A 20,764-nucleotide genomic window follows, 5' to 3' on the forward strand; every position below is an offset into this window, starting at 1 on the left:
CCTCCACGAACCGCGCCTCTATGTCGTCTGAGAAGAAGCTTAAGCCCAGCGTGCTTAGGGAGATGAAGCCCGAGGAGCGGAGGGAGCTTCTCAACCAGCTCAGGGCTGAGCTGGTGAGGCTGGAGACGCAACGGGCCCGGGGCTTCGTGGAGAAGCCTGGAAGGATTAGACAGGTTCGGCGGGCTATTGCGAGGATTTTGACTATTGAGAGGGAGTTGAGGAAGTAGTGCCGGCTCGTTGCGTGGATTTGCTGGGGAGGGAGGTCGCCACCTACAAGTGTCCCTACCGGGTCAGGGGGGTGGTTGTCGGCGAGACCTACAACACGTTCCTCGTCTTCGCCCGCGGCCGGGTGATCACCGTTCCGAAGGCTCTCTGCCACTTTTTTGTCTATGGGGATAATGTCTTGGTAAACGGGATGTATCTAGTCGGCTACCGCGACAAGAGGCTTTTCGACTGCGGGCTCCGCTAGCTCCTCAGCTTTTCCAGGAGCTGTAGAAGGGCGTGGTGGTCCCCGGGCGCGGATAGAACTATACCCGGTGCCACCTCTTGTAGCTGGTGTATGAGCCCCAGGGCCTCCCCCGGCGTGACTGCCGTCTGTCCCAGCTTCTCTAAAATGGAAGCGTTTCTGCCTGTCTTGACGAGTATGTAGGGGTACACGACCGGCGGGAGGCCTTGTAGCTGCTTTGGCTCTGTGAAGTGTAGGGCTAGGTAGAAGTCAGCCCCTATCTCCAGCCTCTTTGCGTAGTCCCTCCTGAGGCTTAGAAGGGCTCCTGTCTTGAAGCCCATACTCTTCGCGGCGGCTACGGCCTCCTCTGTTGTTATTTCTCCCACTGGCTTGCCCTCGGCGGGGGGATCGCCTTGTAGCACCACGACGTATCTAATGTCTAGGACGTGTGCCCCGCCTAGGAGGGATTTGAAGGCCGTCTTGTTTAGGTCTACCAGCCTGATGTGGACAATGGGCTCCAGCCCGAGCTGTTTGGCCAAGACTCCGACGGCTAGGGAGTGGGCTGTGGGCTTCCCCCCGGGGGCCTCTGGTATGTCCACCTTCTCCACGTACCTCCTGACGGCTTCTAGCCTCTCTACTAACTTGGCCTTGTTGAGAGATGGGGTTATTTCGGCGATTATCTCCATTTACGGTAGCTTCAATGGAAGGAATAGGCGGCCTCTGCCTTCGTAGAACTTGGAGAGGGTTTCGTAGAAGGAAAGGCGTAGCGATTGCACAAGCGAGAAGAGACCCTCCGCCGTGGCTATCAGCGAGTGGCCGAATATGGCGAAGGCTATCCCGGCGGGGCCTAGGGAGAGGGCTACGCCGTTGACTAGCTTGGTCAAGACTCCGTGGATGAGGATGAGGATCACGAGGCGGGCGAAGCTGGGTATGTTTGCCAGAGCTCCGAGGGACCCCTCGACGAAGCCAAGAATAAGCTCCTCGGTGATGGGCGGCGCCTCTTCGTGGTGCTTGTACTTCGCCCTTAGCGCCAGGGCCCCTGCAAAGCTCCAGAGGAGGGCTACTAGGAAGACGTAGATCCAGGGGAGTTGCAGTATTGGCGACATGAACTGTAGATGCAGAGCCTCCTTCACCAGCGAGAAGAAGACCATGGCGAGGGAGAAGAAGAGCACTACCTGCGGCAGTATTAATCCAAGAGCCACGTCGGGCTCGCCCTTCAGCCAGGTGTTGACGAACTTGGCGAGGAACGACAGCAGTATCAAGAAGAAGCCTAGGATGAAGGCGGCTCTAATCGCCATAACCACGCCTTCTGTAGCCACTAGCTGGTGTTCTCCAAATAGATGGAAGAGGGGGGCGCTTGGCATCTCTATGCCGAAGGCGCTTAGGGGGAAGCCGAAGGCCTCTTGGTATACAAAAGCGCCGAAGAACATTGAGGTTAGGCCCGTCACCGTCCATATGACGCCCCAGTCTCTGTGGCGGCCTCCGTAGAGCTTAGTCATTAGGAGCACGCCGAGCAGGAACAGCAGGAAGCCGTGGCCCAGGTCGCCGTACATCCAGCCGAAGAACAGCGGGAACATCAGCGCCACGAGGGGCACGGGGCTGATCTCGTAGGGCCTGGGCACTCCGTACATGTATACAATGTGGGTAAACTGCCTAATCGGCGCCGGGTACTTCTCCAGGGTGGGCCTTCTCTCCATGGGGACGCTGTCGAAGTACTTGTAGCGCGTTCTCCTGAGTATGTCCAACCTCGCCGAGTTCCGCCTCGCGAATTCAGAAAGGGCGTCGTCGATCTTCTTGACGTCTCTCTCCAAGACGTAGAAGACTAGAGTGGCCACGTCTCTATGCTCCTCCCACCTCTTGTCGCCGTAGAGGGAGAGCTCGCCATACTGTTTTTCCAAAACCTCCAAATCTCTTCTCAGCTTCCTCAGCGCCGCCTCAGCGGAGGCGATGGCGCCCTCCACAAGTTGCCTGCCCGTCTTTATATCTGCGAGGTACTCAAGCGGCACCTCGAGGCCCCTGGCCTCGCCCCTCACAAGGGCCACCTTGACTCCGTTTATCTCTTGGAGCACGTGCGGCGCCTCTATGGGCAACTCAGGATCTACATACAGCTTGAACCCCTCAGGCAGTTTTAGGCTCTCCCTCCCCGAGAGCCCCTCCAGCACCTGTTTAATCCTTCTGAGATCCGCCAGCTGTCTCTCAGTTCTCCTAATCTCGTTTTCATAAGACTCGAAGAGGTGGCCGACTTCGGCCCCCTCGTCTATCGCGGATTTGTTGAAGACTTCCATGATGGAGGACGCGGCGCTCCTGAGAGTGTATGCGTAGTTTATCAAGTCGCTGTGCCGTTGCACCGTGGATTTAAGCTCCTCTTCAACTCTCCTCAACCTCTCCTCCAGGACGTCGGGCGGCTCGATCTCGGCTACCTCCTGCAACGTGAGGACCTTGGCGCCGAGCTTCTCCAAGGCGGCCCTCAGTTGCGGGGCCCTCCCCCGCTCCGCCACCACCAGGAGGACGTTGCCCTGCTGCGCCACAGTGGCGTTGGCGGCCTTAACCAGCTCCACAGCCTCCTTCAACGCCCTGCCTGGGATGGCCACGAAGGCGTCTAGCATCTCCGTCCTCGGCTGTTGCTGAGTTTTTACAGTAGCCACCTCGCGCGAGGTGGAGAGCTTGCTTCTTAGCTCGTCAAGTAGGCGTGTGTAATACGCCACCTCCTTCTGTACAGCGCCCAGCTTCTCCAGCACTGAGTCCACCTGGGACTCAAGCGGCTCGAGTGGGAGGCTGACCTGTTGCGGCTGGAAGTAGATCTGCAATTGATTAAGAAATTCGTCTATCTTCTTAATCTTGTGGAACAGAGGGGGATCGCGGGGCCGGGGAAGCTTCTCAGGTCTTTCTTCAAACATGGCGGCGCCGGTCTTCCCAATGTAGTAAATTAGTTCGGGTACCAGATCTAAACTTGTAGCGACTCTAAACTCAACAACGCGTTCAATAGGCACTTGCGAAGGAAACTCAGGAGTTTAAAATATTGCGTATACGTAGTCATTACGTATACTCCGTTAGTAGTAAATCTTAAAAATAGTAAGTATATGGGTCGTTATGGCGGGATACGCCTTGTTTGGGGTAGTTGTAGGGATCTTGGGTGTTTTATACGCTGTGTATCTGGCTAGGTGGGTTTTGAGACAGGATCCGGGTAACGAGAAGATGCGCTTTATTTCCCAGGCAATAGCAACTGGCGCCAAGGCGTACCTCTTCAGGCAGTACAAGACGCTCTCTATCCTGTTGGTAGTGCTGGCGGCGTTGATATTCATAGCTATCGATATGCCGCGCGGCACTCTCGGCCTAACTACCCTAGGGTTCGTGGTGGGGGCTTTAGGTTCCATGATCGCCGGCTATCTAGGTATGTACGTGACGACTAGGTCGGCTTCTCGTGTTGCGCAGGCGGCAGCGGCAGGCGGCATGGGCAAGGCCCTATTAGTGTCCTGGCGCGCCGGCGCAGTCATGGGGCTCTCTCTGGCCAGCGTTGCGCTCCTTTTAATTTCAGGTTTCTACCTAGTCTTCAGCGCCGCTCTGGGCAAGGGGTGGGAGGTGCCCCTCGTGGCGCTGGGATTCGGCGCCTCTCTTGTCACGCTGTTTATGAGGGTTGGTGGAGGTATCTACACAAAAGCGGCTGATCTTGGTGCCGACCTCGTCGGGAAAGTTGAGGCTGGCATACCTGAAGACGATCCCCGCAACCCCGGCGTAATTGCCGACAACGTGGGCGACAACGTAGGCGATGTTGCTGGCATGGCCGCAGACGTGTATGAGTCCTACATAGTCACTGTGACTGCCGCTTTGTTCCTAGCGGCGATACTTAAACTACCTGCGCAATATATTGAGGCCGTCATCCTGTTCGCAACTCTCGCACTGGTCGCCGCGTTCGTCGGCGTTAACTTGCTAAAGACGTCGGGGGTTAAGCACCCGCTTTCATCGATAAACATGGCGGTTTATGCAACCATAGGGCTCTCGGTTATCCTCTTCTTTATCGGCGCCTTTTTACTCAACCTCGGCACAGCCACGGCGCTGGCGCTCGCGGCGACCGCATCCCTCGGCGCGGTGTTAGCTCCATTTATTGTTAAAATCACTGACTACTTTACATCGTACAGCTACGGGCCGGTGAAGAGGATTGCCGAGCAAGCTAAGATAAGTCCCGCGACTGTAATCATCACTGGATACGGCGTCGGGCTCATGAGCGCGATACCAGTAATTGCGGTGATAGCCGCCGTGCTCGGAGTATCCTACATGATTGGCTACTACACAGTCCCGGTGCAGGGCTTCGGAGAGCTCTCTAAGTATCTGGCTGGCATATTCGGCACGGCCATGGCCAGCGTAGGGTTGCTGGTAGTCGCCGGCATAATAATCACGGCGGACTCGTACGGCCCCGTCTCAGACAACGCCGGCGGGGTGGTGGAGATGGCTGGCTTGCCGGATGAGGTGAGGGAAATCACAGACGTGCTTGACTCGGTGGGCAACACGACTAAGGCCACTACGAAGGGGTACGCCATCGCCAGCGCCGCGCTGGCCGCCCTGGTCCTCTTCGTGGCGTTGATATTTGAAATAGTAGGCTCAGCATCGCAAATTACGAAGCAAAACCTGGTCCAAGTCATGTCGCAGAGCTTGACGGGGCTTTCTGTAATTAACGCCAACGTGCTGATAGGCGCCCTCATTGGTGTGGCGCTGGTCTACTTCTTCACGAGCAGGACGCTCGAGGCTGTGGGGAGGACCGCCATGGAGATAGTGGAGGAGATTAGGAGGCAGTTTAGGGAGAAGCCCGGCATTCTTGAGTGGAAGGAGCAGCCGGACTACGCCAGGGTGGTGGACATAGCGACGAGGAGGGCCTTAGGCGAGTTTTTGATACCGGGCCTGGCCGCTATAATTGTGCCGTTGCTAACCGGCTTGTTGCTGGGGTGGAACGCCCTGGCGGGTCTCATCATGGGCGCCATTGTGGCTGGCGTGCCCAGGGCTTTGCTGATGGCCAACGCAGGCGGCGCCTGGGACAACGCCAAGAAGTATATCGAAATCCAGGGCCTTAAGAAGACGGATATGCACAAGGCGGCTGTGATAGGCGACACAGTCGGCGATCCGTTTAAAGACACGTCCGGCCCCTCCCTGAACCCGTTGATAAAGGTGTTGAACACGCTGTCTGTGGTGTTCGCCTATGCTATAGTATTCACCAACATTGCGCTGGGGATATTCCCATTTGGCTTGTTACCGCTTTAAATACGTCACTTCAAAAACTAAAACTTTTTTCACGTTCATAGGTTTTTAACTGGACATAGAGATTTTTTGTGGTGTTTCCTCCTGAGTCGGAGGAGGGCAATGTGGAGTATAAGCTTACTCTTGACTCTCAGGACGTCGACAGGTTGGCGGGTCAGCTGAAGCGCAGGTTGGCGGAGGGCGGGGGGGAGGCGGTGTATCTAATCGGCGTGTCTAACGACGGGAGGCCGTTGGGACTGCCCGATGAAGAGTTGCTGAGGGCGTTAGGCGTGTTGCGGGAAATGGCTAGGCGTGTAGGAGCCTCTTTCTACATCCTTAGAGTGTCGGATGGCATTAGGGGGAAGGTGGCCGAGGTTCTGCTTAGGATTGCCAGTAGGGAGGAGCCCCCGCCCACCGTGACGGTGGTGGCTATGGGGAACGTGGACGCTGGCAAGTCCACTCTAGTGGGTGTGTTGACCACGGGCAGGCTTGACGACGGCAACGGGCTGGCGAGGTCTTACGCCTCTAGGTATAAGCACGAGGTTTTGGCGGGGCGTACCTCGGCTGTGTCGCTTAGGCTTCTTGGCTTCAGCGGCGACAAGGTGGTTAACCACGGGCTGGTGGATCCTCTAGACGAGGCCGAGGTCTATAGGAGCTCTGACAAGCTGGTTCTGCTTGTCGACGTGGGGGGCCACGAGAGGTATTTAAGGACGGCGTTGAGGGGGCTTTTCAGCTCCCAGCCGGACTACGTCATGTTGGTGGTGGCCGCGAACTCAGGCGTCCAGAAAATGACGAAGGAGCATCTAGGCATAGCGGTAGCCCTCGGCGTGCCTGTGTTTGTGGTGGTGACTAGGATAGACATCGCCCCGGAGGAGGTGTTTCGGAGGACCGTCGACGAGGTTGTTAAGATTCTTAAAATGCCTGGCGTGAGTAAAATACCCTATGTAGTTAAGGACGTGAGCGACGTGGTGCTGGCGGCTAAGGCCATGCCGGCTGGCCGGGTGGCGCCCGTGTTCTACGTCTCCAGCGTGACGGGGCACGGGCTCGACCTACTGCTTAAATTCCTATCCCTCTTGCCTAGAAGGAGGCGCTGGGACCTCAACGGGGAGCCCCTCATGTACGTCTCGGAGATTTATCTCGTGAAGGGCGTGGGGGTTGTGGTGGGGGGGCTGATAGAGAGGGGTGTACTGCATATAGGGGATAGGATATGGGTGGGGCCCTACAGCGACGGTAAGTGGGCGCAGGCAACTGTCAAGTCCATACATCTCAACAGGACGCCTGTCGAGAAGGCCAGGGCAGGTAGCTTCGTCACCATAGCTCTGGATCGGGTTGATAAGATTGAGAAGGGGATGGCCATATCGACGAGGCCTTTAAAAGCTGTGAAGGAGATTACGGCCGAGGTCCTGGTTTTAAGACACCCGACGATCATCAGGTCAGGATTCTCGGGCGTCTTTCACTACAAGGCCGTGAGGACCGGCGGCTATATAAAGGAGATTGATAGGGGGGAGCTCATGGTGGGGGACAGCGGCGTCGTTAAGATAGAGCTGTCTAGGCCGTGGCATATAGACGGCGGCGTCTTCGTCTTCAGAAACGGCCCGACGAGGGTGTTAGGCCGGGTGATCAACACCTATTAGGTGTCTATGCCAGTGTTGATACCTCCGCCTTTGTGTAAAGTCGTGAAGTGCGACGATCTGGAGCAATTAACCCTTGACGAGGCTTTGAGAGAACTCCAGAAGATAGATCAGGTTGAGATCTTGTGGCCTAACATATACGCCGTTAAGTACGACTTCAGGCGGATCACGCCTTCGATGATAAACGAATACGAATACTGCCCTCGCCTACTCTGGATACAGGCGAAGCTAGGTAGAAAACTCCTCACGCACAGATCGCTGATCGCCCTCATAAGGGGCCGCCTGCTCCACGAAAGATACGAAAGAGTGCTCTCAGCTATGGAGGACGTCATAACGGAGTATAAGATAGAGCTCGGCGATATGGTCGGGGTCATAGATCTAGTGTTGAGACGCAACGAGAGGATGATACCTGTGGAAATAAAAAGCGGAGCCGCGACAAGGGGGTCTCACGTAAAGCAGTTGCAGATATATATAGAGCTGTTAAGGACTGATTTCGGGTACCTGGTTTATAGAAACAAGGTAGAAAGGATAGAGCGCAACCCCCAAGCGACTAAAATCCTTGAAGATATAAGGAGGGTTCTAAGGAGTCCGGAGCCGCCTCCCGTTGACAGAGAACGTTGCAGAAATTGTCTATTTAGGTCAATATGTAACATATATTCTAAATAGTAATATAGTTATGCTAATAGGATAAAACAATCAATATTAAGTAGACAGAGTATTTTAGGTATATAAAGAAATCTATAAAAAGGGCTTACTGGCCATAGCCTATGTCACCAAGCTACGTAGAGTACATGGACGTACCGCCGTTTACCCCCCCTTTTGTTTATGTCTTAGCTACCTTATCTGTGGCATTGCTTCTCTATTTTACTAATAAACTTCTATATGAACTAGGTAGAATTAAAATAATTCTAAAATATATTTTAAAAAAGAAAACATATAAGTTTATTTACGAATTTATCATACATAGAAGATTTTTCGCGGAGGAAATTCTAGGAGGTCTTGCGCACTATCTGCTGATGATAGGCCTTGGTATTTCGTTAATAGCTACCATAATAGTTGCTGTAACACACTACGTAGGTATAGTGTATGGCGGACCTGTATTTTTAGTATTCAGATATCTACTAGACGTAGCGGCTGTGTTCTTAATCCTAGGCCCCATAATAGCAATTTACAGAATAGTGAAATATAAAAATAGATATGACAATATTAGAGAATATATAACTATATTAATAGGGTTTATAATAATAAGCCTAACTGGGATGATACTGCAGAGGTACAGAGTAGAGTATTACTTCGGCGGCCCTACGCCGTGGTCTTCCCTATCCTACTTAATTCCGGCGCCATCACATAGTTTATATATTTATTCATATTTTATCCATATAATAATAGTATTTTTATTAATATCAATAATACCATTAACTATGTTAAGACATATGATAATATCTCTTGTAAACTACGTTGAGTTGGATAGAGGATATGGGGAGCTCACTACACCATTTGATCTTGAGAAGATTATCGAGACGGGCCAGACCGAGGTGAAGGTAGGTGCGAAGACTAAAGCAGACTTGGAGCCGCTATATAGGGTTATGGCTGATGCATGTACGAAATGCAATAGGTGTGAGGACGTCTGCCCCGCCGCTAGGGCCGGCCGCCCGCTTAGTCCGCGTGTTTTTATAAACAAGATATCTGGCGCCAAGATCGACAAGCCGTTCTTTGAGTTGGGCCTCCAAGAGGATGAGGTGTGGGCGTGCACGACGTGCGGGGCTTGTATGTTGTCTTGTCCTGTCTATATAAGACATGTCGATTACATTATTGACATTAGGAGAGGTCTTGTCTTTGAATCTAAGTTGGATCAGAAGAAGGCTGATTTTTTGATGTCGTTGAGCCAATACGGCAATACGCAGATGCAGAGCAATTACGGGAGGCATGACTGGTTGAGGGAGTTAGGAGTTAAGACCGTCGGCGAGAACCCCACCTTCGAATATTTACTATGGGTGGGCTGTATGGGTAGCTTCGACAATAGGGCTAGGCAAATTATAAAGGCCTTGATAGGCGTATTTAAGAAGGCGGGACTTCTGGATAAGATAGCGGTGCTTGGGGACGAGGAGACTTGTTGCGGCGATCCGGTGAGGAGAATCGGCGAGGAGAGCAGGTTCCAGGAAATTGTGCTGACGAACAAGTCTTTGTTTGAAAAGTACGGAGTTAAGAAGCTCATCACCATCTGCCCACACGGCTACAACGTCTTCAAAAACGAATACCCCAGCTTCGGGGTGAAGCTAGAGGTTTACCACCACTCACAGATTATCCAGCGGCTGGTTGAAGAGGGAAAGATAGCGGTGAAGCCAGGCGGCGAGCTTTTGACAATCCACGACCCCTGCTACTTAGCGAGATACAACAAGGTGGTGGAGCCGCCCAGGAGGGTGTTGGTGAAGCTAGGCCCCGTGAAGGAGCCTCCGAGAAGCGGGGAGAAGACCTTCTGTTGCGGGGCGGGTGGAGGCAACTACTGGTACGACGTCCCCGAGGAGAAGAGAATTAGCCACATACGTTTCGAGGAGCTCGTAGCCACTGGCGCCAAGACCATCGTCACGCTGTGCCCCTTCTGCAACGCCATGCTGTCAGACGCCAAGAGGACAAAGGAGAGCCCAGTAGCTGTGAAAGATCTGGCGGAGGTGGTAGCCGAGAAAATGCAGTAGCCCGCCGCTGGGGAAAGCCATCATCTAAACAAAATTGTTTATTAACACAGCTGTTTAGATAGCTATGCCCATCAGAGTCGGGATAGTGGGCGTCGGCAACTGCGCCTCCGCCCTAGTCCAAGGCATAGAGATGTACAAGAGAAACAGGGAGGCGGAGCCCATAGTGGCTTTAAGAGACGTCGGGGGCTACACGCCCCGCGATATCGTCTTCGCCTCAGCCTTTGAGGTAGACGCGAGGAAGGTGGGGCTGGATCTGGCGGAGGCCATATTCCAGCCGCCTAACAACGCCACGGTGGTCTACAAACCTCCGAAGCTCGGCGTAGTGGTGAGGCCGGGCCCTGCGCTCGACGGCGTGCCGGCGGGCGGCCTCGTGCCGAAGATAGTAGAGGGCACCGTCGAGGACGTGGTCAGGGAGCTGAACTCGACAAATACGGAGGTTGTAGTTAACTACCTGCCCACTGGGGCTCAGAAGGCGGCTGAGGCCTATGCAGAAGCGGCGCTTAGGGCGGGCGCCGCCTTTGTAAACGCCATGCCTGCGTCGATAGCGACGAGTGAGTACTGGCAGAGGAAATTCGCCGAGAGGGGGGTGCCCCTCCTCGGGGACGACACCCAGAACCAGATAGGGGCGACCGTCCTGCATAAAACTTTGGTGAGGTTGCTGGCGCTTAGGGGGGTCAGGGTTAGGCATACCTACCAGATAAACGTAGGGGGCACCCCGGATTTCGTTAACCTGATGTATAGGCGGGGGGATAAGGAGAAGACGAAGACCGCCGCGGTGAAGATGATGGCCCTCGGCCAGGAGTTCGACGCCTACATCTCGCCGGTGGCCCACATCGGCTTCCTCGGCGATAGAAAAATAGCGCATACCTTAATAGAGGCGGAGATATTCGGCGGCCTCCAGATAAGGATAGAGGCCACCCTCGACGTACACGACGCGTGGAACAGCGCCGCGGTTGTAACCGACTCGGTGAGGCTGGCGAAGCTCGCGCTAGACAGAGGAGTCGGCGGCCCGCTGATAAGCGCATCTGCCTGGGGCTTCAAAAACCCGCCAGTGCACATGAGCCCAGACGAGGCCTACAGAGCGGTGCTGGAGTTTATAGAGGGGAAGCGAGATAGATGAGGGCATACCAGCGGTTTAAACGTTGCATAGGCCAGGGCAACCTCTGGCTATATGTAGTGAGTGTACTCGACAAGAGGGGGCCGCTACATGGATACGCAATAATACAGGAGCTGAGGAAGCTCGGCTTCAACATCAGCGCCGTATATGGCTACGTCCTCATCAAGCGGATGGTCGCCGACGGCGTCCTGGTCGAGGTGGAGAGAGAGGGGAGAAAGCTATACGCCCCCTCTGAGGAGGCGAGAGAGAAGTTAAAACACGCCGTCGATGACCTCCGCAACTTGTTACAACTCCTCACATGACCTGCGTTATACAGCTCACCGGGGGCAAAGACGTGGGCAAGACCGCGCTGGCTGAGAAAATAATTACAAAGTTAAAAGAAGAGGGATACACCGTCGCCGCCATAAAGATAAGCCACCACGACCCCGAGCCCCCCACCAAAGACACGCATAGGCTGAGGAGAGCCGGGGCGGACAAGGTCTTGTTCTACAACGGCGAGATATATGTACTCTACACCCGCTCTATAGACTGCAGAGATGTAGACGCCGAGTACGTGGTGGTGGAAGGGCTCCGCGACAAAAAAGTCGGCTACAAAATCCACATAGGCCCAGACCCGCCCCCCGACGCCGACGTAGTTATCGAAGGCCCAGAAGGAGAAGTCGAGGTTAAGTGCGTAGAAGAAGACATCTGCAAAGTCCTCGCAGTAGTAGCGACATACAGAGGCAGAAAGGTAGCGGACTAGAAACAACAGCTACCGTAGCTCACCACAGCCCCCGCCTAAGGCCGCACAGCGACGCGGCCAGGCCTTTGCTAGCACAAGCGCCGAGGGCACATACGCCGTTGATATAGCAATGAATATCGCATGCGGCTTCCACATGCTCACGGCGAATAGTGCATAAATTTAAGAGCAGTCTGTAAGCCAGCTTCTTTGGACAAATTTTTAATATAGGATGTATTGTGCGTTGGTAGCCGGGGTGGCCGAGCGGCTCAAGGCGCGGGACTTGAGGCCTCGCAGGAGATCCCGTCCCCGCGAGGGGGCGTGGGTTCAAATCCCACCCCCGGCGCCTTTCTTCACAAAATCCGTTAGCGCCGTGAGGATCTTGAGGGCTAGGTGTAGAGTGGCTATACAACGGTGGGTTTGAAACGACGTAGGCTCCAGACGGGGCTTGTTGCAGTGCGGCGCCGTGTGTGGGCTGGGGCGTGTAGGCGGCACGCATAGGCGGGCGCCCGACGTGGGGGCGCAACCTTGCTAGAATTAAAATTTTAATTTATTAGGCTGTGATTTGTTGGTGAGTGGGGCAGTGTTTTACTACGTAATTCCCTGGTTGAAGAAGGCGGTGGGATTTGACAGAGTTATGGTGATCGCGGATGTGAAGGCTCGGGGTTTTGTTAAGGCGGATGTATATGTCAACGATATGGATAGGCGAGAGGTGGAGTATTCTCCGGATTACGGCGGCTATGTTTGTACTGTGGAGCAATGTTATGCAGATATTTTAAGTTATGGAGAGGCCGGGCCTTATCTTGTGGATTTGCTGTGGTCTCGGGGGCTTTACGACGTGGATAAGATCTATGCGCTGTCTGGGCCGCGGGGCAGGGCTATTCTCGCCGCGTTGGTGGTGTGGGACATGTTGCTGAGAGGTCGGAGCGTCTCCTGGGGGGCCTTCGATCCGTACCGCGAGGAATTTCTCCCGTGGCTTAACTACGTAGCTAGGTGGGCGACGGGGTATATACTTGAGGATGGGGCGAGGGACACTGCGTCAATTTAGAGAAGTTCTACGGCTAGTCCCTACCATCGACGAGATTAGGCAGGTACTGACACGGCTGGGCTGGCCGCACGCCCCCTCTCAGCAACTGCTTTCTGATGGCGAGAGGGTGGCCTACATGATTAGGTATTCCCAGATTATGAATAGACGCGGCTTCGTTATCGGAGGCGGCTTTTCGATAAACTACGTCGTGTTGCCAGACATAGGAGAGCCGCCTAGATTTACGTTTGATATAGATACAGCGCCGCCTACGCCAGCTTCTAAGCTTTCTGTGTTAGAAATGGTGGCTGAGGCGAACCGCGAGTTAGTGGAAGAGGGACACGCAGTTGCTGTATGGGCGGGGAGGCACGTCTATTTCGGTCTGCTTGAACACGACGTTGAGAAAGACGTCTTTCCATACCTACTGCCGCTGAGGGTGCCCGTGGTGGCCAGGTGGTCGGGCGTGCCTCTGTGGGCTTACCTACGGCGTATGGGCGTAGAGGTCGGCTACGACGTTGTTGCTGAGGTGAAGAGAATATCGGCGGAGGTTCTGGGCGTCGACACGCCTAGGGTAGACTTTCTGAGAATCGGCGTCTCGGTGGAGCTAAACCCGCCCGTTGAGCTGTACGGCGGCTTTAAAATCTCTTCAGTAGCTTGGCAACTGGCGGAGAAGGCTAGGCGCAAGATAGTAGACCCCCTGAGACGTGGCTATGTGGATCACGATGTGTTAAAGGCGTTGCTAGATCTAAGAGCTGTGTGGGCCGTGCCGCGTAGCTCCCTCGCCAGATATTTCGACGAGGGGCTTAGGGCAGAGCTGGTGGAACTCCTACCGCAAGCCGCCGAGAGAACAGACATATACTGGCAGAGCCACCACTACGCGCTTGTGAAGGGTAAGTACAGCTCCCCAAGAGAAGTAGCTGAAAGAATTCTAGACTTTTTGAGACGTATCTAGTTTCAGAATTCGCCTTTCCACCTGTCCTGTACGTACCTCTCTTTTAGTATTCTGTAGGCTGCGTATTCCCTCCCCAGGTAGAATGCGTGGTCTGGTAACAGCTTCTGCGCCTCTCTCCTTACGTTGACCTCTGTCAGCTCTATCTGTCTAAGCAACACGCCGCGGGGGCTGTAGTGATACAGCGAGTCGGCTAAGACGAAATTGCCGTGTGGGTCGTATACATCTCTTCCGTAGATTCCCACGTCGACTAGGGCGGCCGCTTTTTGTAGCTCCCGCTTCTTGACGTATGCCGGGGTGGCCATGAAAACGTCGGCTCTCCCCAAGCCGCAGGGCCAGTCTTCTAAGAGGTCGCACGGCCCCGCCGCGTAGCCCCCGCCGTCTCCACGTTGTAGTATCAGGACGCTGTAGATGACGTCTCTAGTCTCGACGCCGTAGGTCAAGATATAGTCAACAGCCTTGGCCCTCAGCGTGGCGGGGTCCGGGTCGTAGATCACATGGGGTCCCTGGTACTGTAGCCTCTTGTCCGGAGGCTCTAGAGCGACCTCGCGCCTCTCCCTAGCGGGCGTATTCCTCGGCTTGTAGAGCGTCGCCACGACCTCCCTCAGCGTGTTGTCGTCTCTCCATCTGAGATCCACCACCTGGACCCCGAGCTCTTTTATGTATTGACAGGGGACTCTCACCGCGTCGTTACATTCACCTCTCAGAGCCTGCACAACGTAGTCGCCCGCGCCGCTGAGATCAGGCCCGTATACAATCACCGTGTCGACGTGTGTATAGGTCTCGTAGAGAGCCTTAATGACGTGGTTCACTACGTCTGCCGAATACGCGGTGCCGACGTAAGCCGCCTTTTCGCGGATATCCAGGGGCAGGTCCTCAGCCCTACGCCACAGTACGATGAGTAGAATGTTGGACACGGGGGAAAAGAAGAGAAGGATTACTTATATGAACGGTCCGAGTAGTTGACGGTGAACCGCTTGGGGGATAGTTGCGATACTATGTATCTAAAGGCGGCCATTGGGTCGGAGTGTTCGCCGCATGTATAAACGTCTACCGTCGCAAATCTGTAGGTTGGCCATGTGTGAATCGCTATGTGGCTCTCCAGCACAAGCGCGATTACGGAAACCCCCTCCTTGTCGCCGCCTTTAAACCTCCACGAGTTCACCTCAACCAGGTGCATGTTGGCTATATGGGCGGCCTCTATAACGACCCTTCGGAGTCGGTCTTCGTCTCGGAGCAACCCCTCGTCGACACCGTATAGTTCGCCGTAGACGTGCTTACCCACCACGGGGGTTTTCTTCTGGGTCTGGGTTGTTGCTTGCATTGCGACCGCGCCGTAGGTACCCCTATATAAACTTTTCGCTTGAATAAATATATCGGTAACTCCAAAAGCCTCTGGCTCAGGAGCTTCGAGGGTTACTTATATGAACGGTCCGAGTAGTTGACGGTGAACCGCTTGGGGGATAGCTACTACATTTGTGTCGTAGGCGCGGGGCGGACTACGCGAGGACGGCGGCGGTGCTGAAGACGCTGGGCGTGGAGAGCTGGAGCAAACAGAAAAAGCAGATACGCCTCACTGGCGGCGCCCTAGACGCATTGATGAGGCTAGAGCCCGTGTGCACCGCCCTAGGCCAGTGCGGAAAAACATAATAAGCAGACAGTCAGAGCTACCGCGACGGCCTCTGGCTCAGGAGCCTCGGCATGTAGAGAGGCCTCTGTGGATAGCCCCTAAGCTCCTCCTTGATCTTCCTCATAAGCTCCTCCGGCTTCGCCTTGTACTGCCCCCCGCCCCTCTCCCTAACAGCCAAGATCCCCTCGGCCTCCTCCCTGGCCCCGACTACGGCGATGTATGGCACCCAGCTGGTCTCGGCGTCTCTAATCTTCTTTGACAGAGTCTCCTCCCTGTCGTCGACGTCGACGCGGATGCCCTCGGCCTCAAGGTAGTCGGCTACAGCCATGGCGTATTTCAAGTTCTCTCTAGAGACGGGGATTACGCGTACCTGCACCGGCGAGAGCCACGTGGGTAGCCTCGGGGTCTTGCCCTGCCTCTCCGCCAGGGCCATGGTGTCGAACACCGCGTAGAGGTACCTCTCCACACTGCCTAAGATAGCTGTGTGGATAATGACGGGGTACCTCACCTGGTTGTTTTCATCTACGTACTTAATGCCGAAGCGCTGGGCGTTGCCCACATCTATTTGAAAAGTGGCGATTTCCCTAGGCCGCCCCAGCTCGTCCACTATGTGGAACTCCACGTTGAGCACCCAGTAGTACCTCTGCCCGGGGAGGACCCGCACTAAAATGGGCTTGCCCTCCCTCCTGGCCAGCTCGGCTAGGTAGCTCTTGTGGGTCTTGTAGAAGTCCTCTGTGACGTTGTACAGAGAGACGTAGGTCCTACCCAGCTTCCCGATTTCTCTAAATATAGCCTCGTGGAGTTTGTAGGTGACCTCAATCGCCTCCCCCAGGTCTTTTGTAAATATGTGGAGGTCGGGCATGTAGAAACGCCTAAGTCTAAACAGGAGCACCGTCTCGCCGGGTTGCTCGTGGCGGTAGGAGTCGGCTATTTCCAACATCCCGAAGGGGAGGTGTCTGTAGCTTATGACCCAGTCCTTCGCCATGGCGAACTGCTGGAAGCAGGCGGCGTATCTAAGTATCAAATCTGTGTCAGACTCCACGATGTAGAGCCTCTCGCCGAAGAGCCTCGCGTGGGACTCAATGGCGCGCTCCGAGAGTTTAAACATGTTGGTGCCTCTGATCTTAAACACCGGGATCCCCAGCGACTTGGCCACTATGTAGGCGTAGTCCTCAACCAGCTCCATCATGACGGTGGCCTCAGGCGCGTAGCGCATATGGCCGGCGTCTGACATAGTCTCCCACTCAAAGCCGAACTTCCTGAGGTACTCCAGGTACCTGGGCTCCCCCCCGCCCAGCTCTTTCTTAAAAACCTCCTTCTCCACCAAAGCTTTTAAATCGCCGTAGCCGCCGTAGTCGAACTTGGCGGGGTCGTGCTCCTCCCCCGACGGCGTGATGACTACGTAGTAGTCCCTCTTCTCCTCCGCCTTCTTCTCGCTCCTAGACTCGCCAGGCTTAAAACTCCGGCTGAGCTCCGAAAGCGGGTGGCCGAGGCACTTCAGCTCGAAGGCTTTGTAGTAGCCAAAGGGCGCCTTGTAGACCCCGTCGCCGAACTGCGACTTAACCGCTTCATACAGCTTATCTAGCACCTCCCTCGCCACGTAAGGCCTAGCCAAGTCGCTGGAGAGGTGGGCGTAGGGGTATATAACCACCGAGGTCGCCTTGATCCTCCTCGCCATGTCCACCACGTCGCCCGCCACGGCCTTTAGAAAACCCTCGTCTGCGGTGTCCCCCCTCTCTACCGAGACGAAGACCACCAAGGCGTTGGAGGCGGCTCCGGAAGACGGCTCGTCTCTGATGTCGAGAGCCGGCTCTCTGGGCTCCCAGCTAAAACGCTCGGCGTGTATGTAGAGAACTCTCATACTACCCGCCTTCCGCCTATTTTATAACTGTTTATTCTACGTAGATCCCGTTTCTCCTAAGCCTCTTCAAAATACCCTCGGCGTCTTCAGGATACGCACCGGCGTATTTCCTTATCTTGTCGTAGTCGAGCTTGATGCCGCGCTCCAGCACGTACCTAGCCACCTCGTTTATGAAATCCTCAGCCTCCTTAGTCGCTATCTTGGCCTTCAAGACGAGGAGTTGCTCCAGCCCGATAGCCCTAACCCTGACGCCGTCGACATCGACCTCTCTGAGGTCTGCCAAAAGCTCCGGCGGTATATATATGTCTAGGATATTCTCCAGCAGATCTACCCTTACGGTCTCCCCACCCACTATCAACTCGTAGTATATAGTGCCGTGGTCAGAGGTGCCCATATCCCAGTCGTTTTCCTCGGCAATTTCCTCAAACAGCTCGTTATCCAACACTGTGGATTTGTTAATTACAAAAATATCCAAGTCCCTGGGGTCGTAGTCTATATTATAGAGAAAGGGCAAGATCGCGCTTCCGATCAGCACGTGCTCGACGCCTTTCTCATTCAGACTCTTCGCCACCTTTTCAAGCGCGGTTTTGTATTTGTCAAGACGCATAGCCCCAGAGAGGCACTTGTTAATAACAGTTTGTGGCTCATCCTAAATATACTATATATTAATAAATAGTGGGTGTAGCCAGTAATACTTATTAACCCTAGTAATAACTTTCCACATGTTGCTTAATGAAATAGTAGATCAGATTCCAAATATAAACAAATGCCTACATAGAGGAAAAACCCTAATTATTAGAATTGACATAAATTCGCCTATTGTAAATGGAAAGATAGTAGATGATTTCAGAATACGCATGCACGCCTACACGCTACGCGTCGCCTCCGAGGCCGGGACAAAAGCGGTCGTCCTGGCGCACCAGGGCAGACCAGGCCAAGACGACTTCACATCTCTAGACCTCCACAAACCCTACATAGAGAAGTACTTGGAAAAGCCGATAAAATTCGTCGACGACGTCATTGGGCCAGAGGCGAGGAGGCAGATACGGGAGCTCAGGGAGGGCGAGATACTGCTACTGGAGAACGTCCGCGTGCTAGCTGAGGAGGTTATTGAAAAAGTCCCCGAGGCCCAGGCCGACACGTTTCTAGTGCGGAAGCTGGCCCCCCTCGCCGACTACTTCGTCTTCGACGGCTTCGCCGTGGCCCACAGATCGCAGCCAAGCGTCGTGGGGTTCCCCATGGTGTTGCCCTCATGCGCCGGCCCCATATTCGAGCGGGAGCTCAGAGCGCTGGGGGCTGTGTTTGAGAAGAAGGGCCGGGGCGTCGTGTTGATGGCCGGCGGGGCCAAGATACCAGACACGTTGAAGGCTGTGGAGCAGTTGTTGAAAAACAGCTTCGTGGAGAAGGTAGCGGTGGGGGGCCTCGTGGGCTTTGTCTTCGCCGTGGCTAAACACGGCGTGTTGAACACGGCGCTTAAGCAGGTGGTGGAGCAGGGCGGCTACCTCCCGTACATAGACAAGGCGAAGCAGTTGCTGGCAAAATACGGCGGGCAGATACACACGCCCGTCGACTTCGCCGTGAACCAAAACGGCAGGATGGACATGGACGTCTACTCGCTAGCCCAGTCACCGCTGGACATAGGAAGGCTGACGATCCTAGCCTTTAAAGAGCTCGTCGACCAAAGCGAGCTTGTAATATTCAGTGGCCCGATGGGGTATATAGAGGACGAGAAATTCGCAGTGGGCACACTGGAGTTGTTAAAGGCGGCGGCCCGTAGAAAGCTCATACTAGGGGGCGGCCACACAATAATGGCCGCGGAGAAGGCCGGGGTGCTGGACAAAGCCTTCCATGTATCCACGGGAGGCAGAGCCTTCATACAGACCATAGGCGGAGAGGAGATGCCTGCGGTGAAGGCCTTATTAACATCTGCGAAGAAGTTTAGAATATGAAAGTGGGAATAGTTGGCTACGGGACAATAGGCAAACGCATCGCCGACGCCGTGGCGGCGCAAGACGACATGAAAATCTCCGGAGTCTTGAAGGTGACGCCAGACTACGAGGCGAAGGTGGCGCTGGAAAGAGGCTTCAGAGTGTACACTCTGCCGGATAGGCTGGACAAGTTTAGAAAAGCCGGCATCGAGCCGGCGGGCACGATAGAAGACTTGATAAAAGCCTCCGACGTCATAATAGACGCCTCTCCCGAGGACGTCGGCAGAGACAACAAGGAGAAGTACTACAGCAAGTTTGACAAGCCCGTGGTGTTTCAAGGCGGGGAGGACGCCGACGTGGCTGAGGTAAGCTTCAACGCCCTCGCCAACTACGAAGAGGCGAGGGGCAAGCGCTATGTGAGAGTAGTAAGCTGTAACACCACTGGCATTACGAGAGTTCTCACGTCGCTGATGCTAAACGGCATAGGGATCAAAAAGGCGAGGATATTCATCGCCAGGCGCGGCGCCGACCCCAAGGAGCACAAGAAGGGGCCTATAAACGACGTCGTCCCCAACCCGGCCAGCGTCCCCAGCCACCACGGCCCCGACGTCCAGACAATACTGCGGAACGTAGACATCGTAACCATGGCCGTCGCGGTGCCCGTCACGATAATGCACATGCACATGGCGTACGTCGAGCTAGACGGGGGCTACACCAGAGACGCGGTGCTCGAGGCCTTTGCAAAGACGCCGCGGCTCTTCCTAGCCGACGTGGGCGCCGGCTTCCAAAGCCTCGCCCAGGTTATAGAATTTGCAAGAGATCTCGGCAGACCCAGGGGCGACTTTCCAGAGGTTGCCATATTCAGAGACTCCGTGACGGTCAGAGGCGGGGAGCTGTACCTAATGTACGGCGTCCACCAAGAGTCCATCGTCGTGCCGGAAAACATAGACGCGATAAGAGCTATATTCGGCGCCATGCCCAAGTGGCGCTCTATCGAGAAAACAGACAAAACACTTAAACTGATAACAGAGGGGAAAAGGTATGGGTGACGAGCCCTTCTACGAGCTGGCTTACAAATTCAGGAGAATTCTAGTCCCCATCTCGCCGATGAGCCCCGCGAGGCTTAGAGAGTTGCTAAACGTGGCCGTGGACTTCGGCGAGAGATACGGCGCAGAGATAGTCTTCCTATACGTGGCCCCCACAGAGGGGGATGCTTCAGAGGAGCTGAGAAAGACAGTGGAGGATTTCGTGGGGAAGCGGGGGGTGAGGTACCACTTCAAGACTAGGAAAATGGGGGAGGGGGAGACCGTCGCCTCGGAAATAGTCAAAGAGCTGTCTGAAAACACCTACGACATGGTAATCCTCCTCTCACGCGGCTACTACGGAGCCTCCGCCCTGCTGTACAACAGCACATCCATAGCAGTGGCGCTGGCAGCCAACACCTCAGTATTAATACTGCGGTAACTCTAGTCTACGGATACTTTGTGGAGTAGGGCCAGTAAGCCGCTGTGGCCGGCTGTATTAACTCACCTTTTGTCCAGG

21 protein-coding genes and 1 tRNA gene are annotated in these 20,764 nt (G+C 54.9%); 16 read left to right on the forward strand and 6 right to left on the reverse strand.

Annotated features, from left to right (window positions below; translation table 11 throughout):
• Positions 1–20 precede the first annotated feature (20 nt).
• A complete protein-coding gene (gene rpmC / locus ACP5J3_RS00800) occupies positions 21–227 on the forward strand; it encodes a 50S ribosomal protein L29 (RefSeq protein ID WP_014287392.1) in 207 nt (68 codons plus the stop codon).
• A complete protein-coding gene (locus ACP5J3_RS00805; protein ID WP_263246831.1) occupies positions 227–469 on the forward strand; it encodes a ribonuclease P protein subunit in 243 nt (80 codons plus the stop codon). The genes rpmC and ACP5J3_RS00805 overlap by 1 nt, the downstream gene beginning before the upstream one ends.
• Here ACP5J3_RS00805 and ACP5J3_RS00810 read toward each other — a convergent pair.
• Positions 466–1,131, reverse strand: a complete 666-nt coding sequence (locus ACP5J3_RS00810) for a methylenetetrahydrofolate reductase (RefSeq protein WP_428493899.1) — start codon at positions 1,129–1,131, stop codon at positions 466–468. The two genes, ACP5J3_RS00805 and ACP5J3_RS00810, sit on opposite strands and share 4 nt — an antisense overlap.
• The gene (locus tag ACP5J3_RS00815; RefSeq protein WP_428493900.1) at positions 1,132–3,435 is read right to left on the reverse strand and encodes a V-type ATPase 116kDa subunit family protein; all 2,304 of its coding nucleotides are present in this window, start codon (positions 3,433–3,435) and stop codon (positions 1,132–1,134) included. It abuts the gene before it with no gap.
• 100 nt (positions 3,436–3,535) lie between these two features.
• Here ACP5J3_RS00815 and ACP5J3_RS00820 point away from each other — a divergent pair, with 100 nt between their 5' ends.
• The 10 genes from ACP5J3_RS00820 to ACP5J3_RS00865 all read left to right on the forward strand — a co-directional run bounded on the left by ACP5J3_RS00820 (position 3,536) and on the right by ACP5J3_RS00865 (position 13,806).
• Positions 3,536–5,695, forward strand: a complete 2,160-nt coding sequence (locus ACP5J3_RS00820; protein ID WP_428493901.1) for a sodium-translocating pyrophosphatase — start codon at positions 3,536–3,538, stop codon at positions 5,693–5,695.
• A gap of 71 nt (positions 5,696–5,766) precedes the next feature.
• Positions 5,767–7,305 carry a GTP-binding protein gene (locus ACP5J3_RS00825; RefSeq protein ID WP_428493939.1) on the forward strand — a complete coding sequence of 513 codons (1,539 nt, stop codon included), beginning with the start codon at positions 5,767–5,769 and terminating at the stop codon, positions 7,303–7,305.
• Between the two features lie 6 nt (positions 7,306–7,311).
• A complete protein-coding gene (gene cas4, locus ACP5J3_RS00830) occupies positions 7,312–7,968 on the forward strand; it encodes a CRISPR-associated protein Cas4 (protein WP_428493902.1) in 657 nt (218 codons plus the stop codon).
• Between the two features lie 101 nt (positions 7,969–8,069).
• Positions 8,070–9,995 carry a (Fe-S)-binding protein gene (locus ACP5J3_RS00835; protein WP_428493904.1) on the forward strand — a complete coding sequence of 642 codons (1,926 nt, stop codon included), beginning with the start codon at positions 8,070–8,072 and terminating at the stop codon, positions 9,993–9,995.
• A 64-nt stretch (positions 9,996–10,059) separates the two neighbouring features.
• Positions 10,060–11,115, forward strand: a complete 1,056-nt coding sequence (locus ACP5J3_RS00840; protein ID WP_428493905.1) for an inositol-3-phosphate synthase — start codon at positions 10,060–10,062, stop codon at positions 11,113–11,115.
• Entirely contained in the window at positions 11,112–11,414 is a 303-nt protein-coding gene (locus ACP5J3_RS00845; protein ID WP_428493906.1) for a PadR family transcriptional regulator, read from the forward strand. The genes ACP5J3_RS00840 and ACP5J3_RS00845 overlap by 4 nt, the downstream gene beginning before the upstream one ends.
• Positions 11,411–11,854, forward strand: coding sequence for a molybdopterin-guanine dinucleotide biosynthesis protein MobB (locus ACP5J3_RS00850; RefSeq protein ID WP_428493908.1), 444 nt, complete (start codon positions 11,411–11,413; stop codon positions 11,852–11,854). The genes ACP5J3_RS00845 and ACP5J3_RS00850 overlap by 4 nt, the downstream gene beginning before the upstream one ends.
• Positions 11,855–12,080: 226 nt before the next feature.
• Positions 12,081–12,176 (forward strand) — tRNA-Ser (locus ACP5J3_RS00855).
• A 225-nt stretch (positions 12,177–12,401) separates the two neighbouring features.
• Positions 12,402–12,878, forward strand: coding sequence for a hypothetical protein (locus tag ACP5J3_RS00860; RefSeq protein WP_428493909.1), 477 nt, complete (start codon positions 12,402–12,404; stop codon positions 12,876–12,878).
• The gene (locus tag ACP5J3_RS00865; protein WP_428493910.1) at positions 12,850–13,806 is read left to right on the forward strand and encodes a hypothetical protein; all 957 of its coding nucleotides are present in this window, start codon (positions 12,850–12,852) and stop codon (positions 13,804–13,806) included. The genes ACP5J3_RS00860 and ACP5J3_RS00865 overlap by 29 nt, the downstream gene beginning before the upstream one ends.
• 2 nt (positions 13,807–13,808) lie before the next feature.
• Here ACP5J3_RS00865 and ACP5J3_RS00870 read toward each other — a convergent pair whose 3' ends face one another.
• The gene (locus tag ACP5J3_RS00870; RefSeq protein WP_428493911.1) at positions 13,809–14,720 is read right to left on the reverse strand and encodes a thymidylate synthase; all 912 of its coding nucleotides are present in this window, start codon (positions 14,718–14,720) and stop codon (positions 13,809–13,811) included.
• 20 nt (positions 14,721–14,740) lie between these two features.
• Positions 14,741–15,127 carry an adenosylmethionine decarboxylase gene (speD, locus tag ACP5J3_RS00875; protein WP_428493912.1) on the reverse strand — a complete coding sequence of 129 codons (387 nt, stop codon included), beginning with the start codon at positions 15,125–15,127 and terminating at the stop codon, positions 14,741–14,743.
• A gap of 152 nt (positions 15,128–15,279) precedes the next feature.
• On the opposite strand from speD, the gene ACP5J3_RS00880 reads away from it, so the two are divergent.
• Positions 15,280–15,453, forward strand: a complete 174-nt coding sequence (locus tag ACP5J3_RS00880; RefSeq protein WP_263246847.1) for a hypothetical protein — start codon at positions 15,280–15,282, stop codon at positions 15,451–15,453.
• Between the two features lie 17 nt (positions 15,454–15,470).
• On the opposite strand, the gene ACP5J3_RS00885 is transcribed toward ACP5J3_RS00880, so the two are convergent.
• A complete protein-coding gene (locus tag ACP5J3_RS00885) occupies positions 15,471–17,294 on the reverse strand; it encodes a threonine--tRNA ligase (RefSeq protein ID WP_428493913.1) in 1,824 nt (607 codons plus the stop codon).
• A gap of 31 nt (positions 17,295–17,325) precedes the next feature.
• Positions 17,326–17,901, reverse strand: a complete 576-nt coding sequence (locus tag ACP5J3_RS00890; RefSeq protein ID WP_263246849.1) for a nucleotidyltransferase — start codon at positions 17,899–17,901, stop codon at positions 17,326–17,328.
• A gap of 115 nt (positions 17,902–18,016) precedes the next feature.
• Between ACP5J3_RS00890 and ACP5J3_RS00895 the strand changes: the two genes are divergently transcribed.
• The 3 genes from ACP5J3_RS00895 to ACP5J3_RS00905 are packed head-to-tail and all read left to right on the forward strand — an operon-like array spanning position 18,017 to position 20,686.
• A complete protein-coding gene (locus tag ACP5J3_RS00895; protein WP_428493914.1) occupies positions 18,017–19,243 on the forward strand; it encodes a phosphoglycerate kinase in 1,227 nt (408 codons plus the stop codon).
• Positions 19,240–20,271, forward strand: coding sequence for a type II glyceraldehyde-3-phosphate dehydrogenase (locus tag ACP5J3_RS00900; RefSeq protein ID WP_428493915.1), 1,032 nt, complete (start codon positions 19,240–19,242; stop codon positions 20,269–20,271). Before ACP5J3_RS00895 ends, ACP5J3_RS00900 begins: the two co-directional genes overlap by 4 nt.
• On the forward strand, positions 20,264–20,686 hold the full coding sequence (locus ACP5J3_RS00905) for a universal stress protein (protein ID WP_428493916.1): 423 nt from the start codon (positions 20,264–20,266) through the stop codon (positions 20,684–20,686). The genes ACP5J3_RS00900 and ACP5J3_RS00905 overlap by 8 nt, the downstream gene beginning before the upstream one ends.
• Positions 20,687–20,764 lie beyond the last annotated feature (78 nt).

This window comes from Pyrobaculum sp. (assembly GCF_049971835.1).
In the GTDB taxonomy this organism is placed as follows: domain Archaea; phylum Thermoproteota; class Thermoprotei; order Thermoproteales; family Thermoproteaceae; genus Pyrobaculum.

Excerpts from the sequence above, each read along its gene's own strand:
- rpmC (WP_014287392.1), top strand. The coding sequence starts at position 21 with ATGTCGTCTGAGAAGAAGCTTAAGCCCAGCGTGCTTAGGGAGATGAAG.
- ACP5J3_RS00810 (WP_428493899.1), bottom strand. The coding sequence starts at position 1,131 with ATGGAGATAATCGCCGAAATAACCCCATCTCTCAACAAGGCCAAGTTA.
- ACP5J3_RS00820 (WP_428493901.1), top strand. The coding sequence starts at position 3,536 with ATGGCGGGATACGCCTTGTTTGGGGTAGTTGTAGGGATCTTGGGTGTT.
- cas4 (WP_428493902.1), top strand. The coding sequence starts at position 7,312 with ATGCCAGTGTTGATACCTCCGCCTTTGTGTAAAGTCGTGAAGTGCGAC.
- ACP5J3_RS00835 (WP_428493904.1), top strand. The coding sequence starts at position 8,070 with ATGTCACCAAGCTACGTAGAGTACATGGACGTACCGCCGTTTACCCCC.
- ACP5J3_RS00840 (WP_428493905.1), top strand. The coding sequence starts at position 10,060 with ATGCCCATCAGAGTCGGGATAGTGGGCGTCGGCAACTGCGCCTCCGCC.
- ACP5J3_RS00845 (WP_428493906.1), top strand. The coding sequence starts at position 11,112 with ATGAGGGCATACCAGCGGTTTAAACGTTGCATAGGCCAGGGCAACCTC.
- ACP5J3_RS00850 (WP_428493908.1), top strand. The coding sequence starts at position 11,411 with ATGACCTGCGTTATACAGCTCACCGGGGGCAAAGACGTGGGCAAGACC.
- ACP5J3_RS00865 (WP_428493910.1), top strand. The coding sequence starts at position 12,850 with ATGGGGCGAGGGACACTGCGTCAATTTAGAGAAGTTCTACGGCTAGTC.
- speD (WP_428493912.1), bottom strand. The coding sequence starts at position 15,127 with ATGCAAGCAACAACCCAGACCCAGAAGAAAACCCCCGTGGTGGGTAAG.
- ACP5J3_RS00885 (WP_428493913.1), bottom strand. The coding sequence starts at position 17,294 with ATGAGAGTTCTCTACATACACGCCGAGCGTTTTAGCTGGGAGCCCAGA.
- ACP5J3_RS00890 (WP_263246849.1), bottom strand. The coding sequence starts at position 17,901 with ATGCGTCTTGACAAATACAAAACCGCGCTTGAAAAGGTGGCGAAGAGT.
- ACP5J3_RS00895 (WP_428493914.1), top strand. The coding sequence starts at position 18,017 with ATGTTGCTTAATGAAATAGTAGATCAGATTCCAAATATAAACAAATGC.
- ACP5J3_RS00900 (WP_428493915.1), top strand. The coding sequence starts at position 19,240 with ATGAAAGTGGGAATAGTTGGCTACGGGACAATAGGCAAACGCATCGCC.
- ACP5J3_RS00905 (WP_428493916.1), top strand. The coding sequence starts at position 20,264 with ATGGGTGACGAGCCCTTCTACGAGCTGGCTTACAAATTCAGGAGAATT.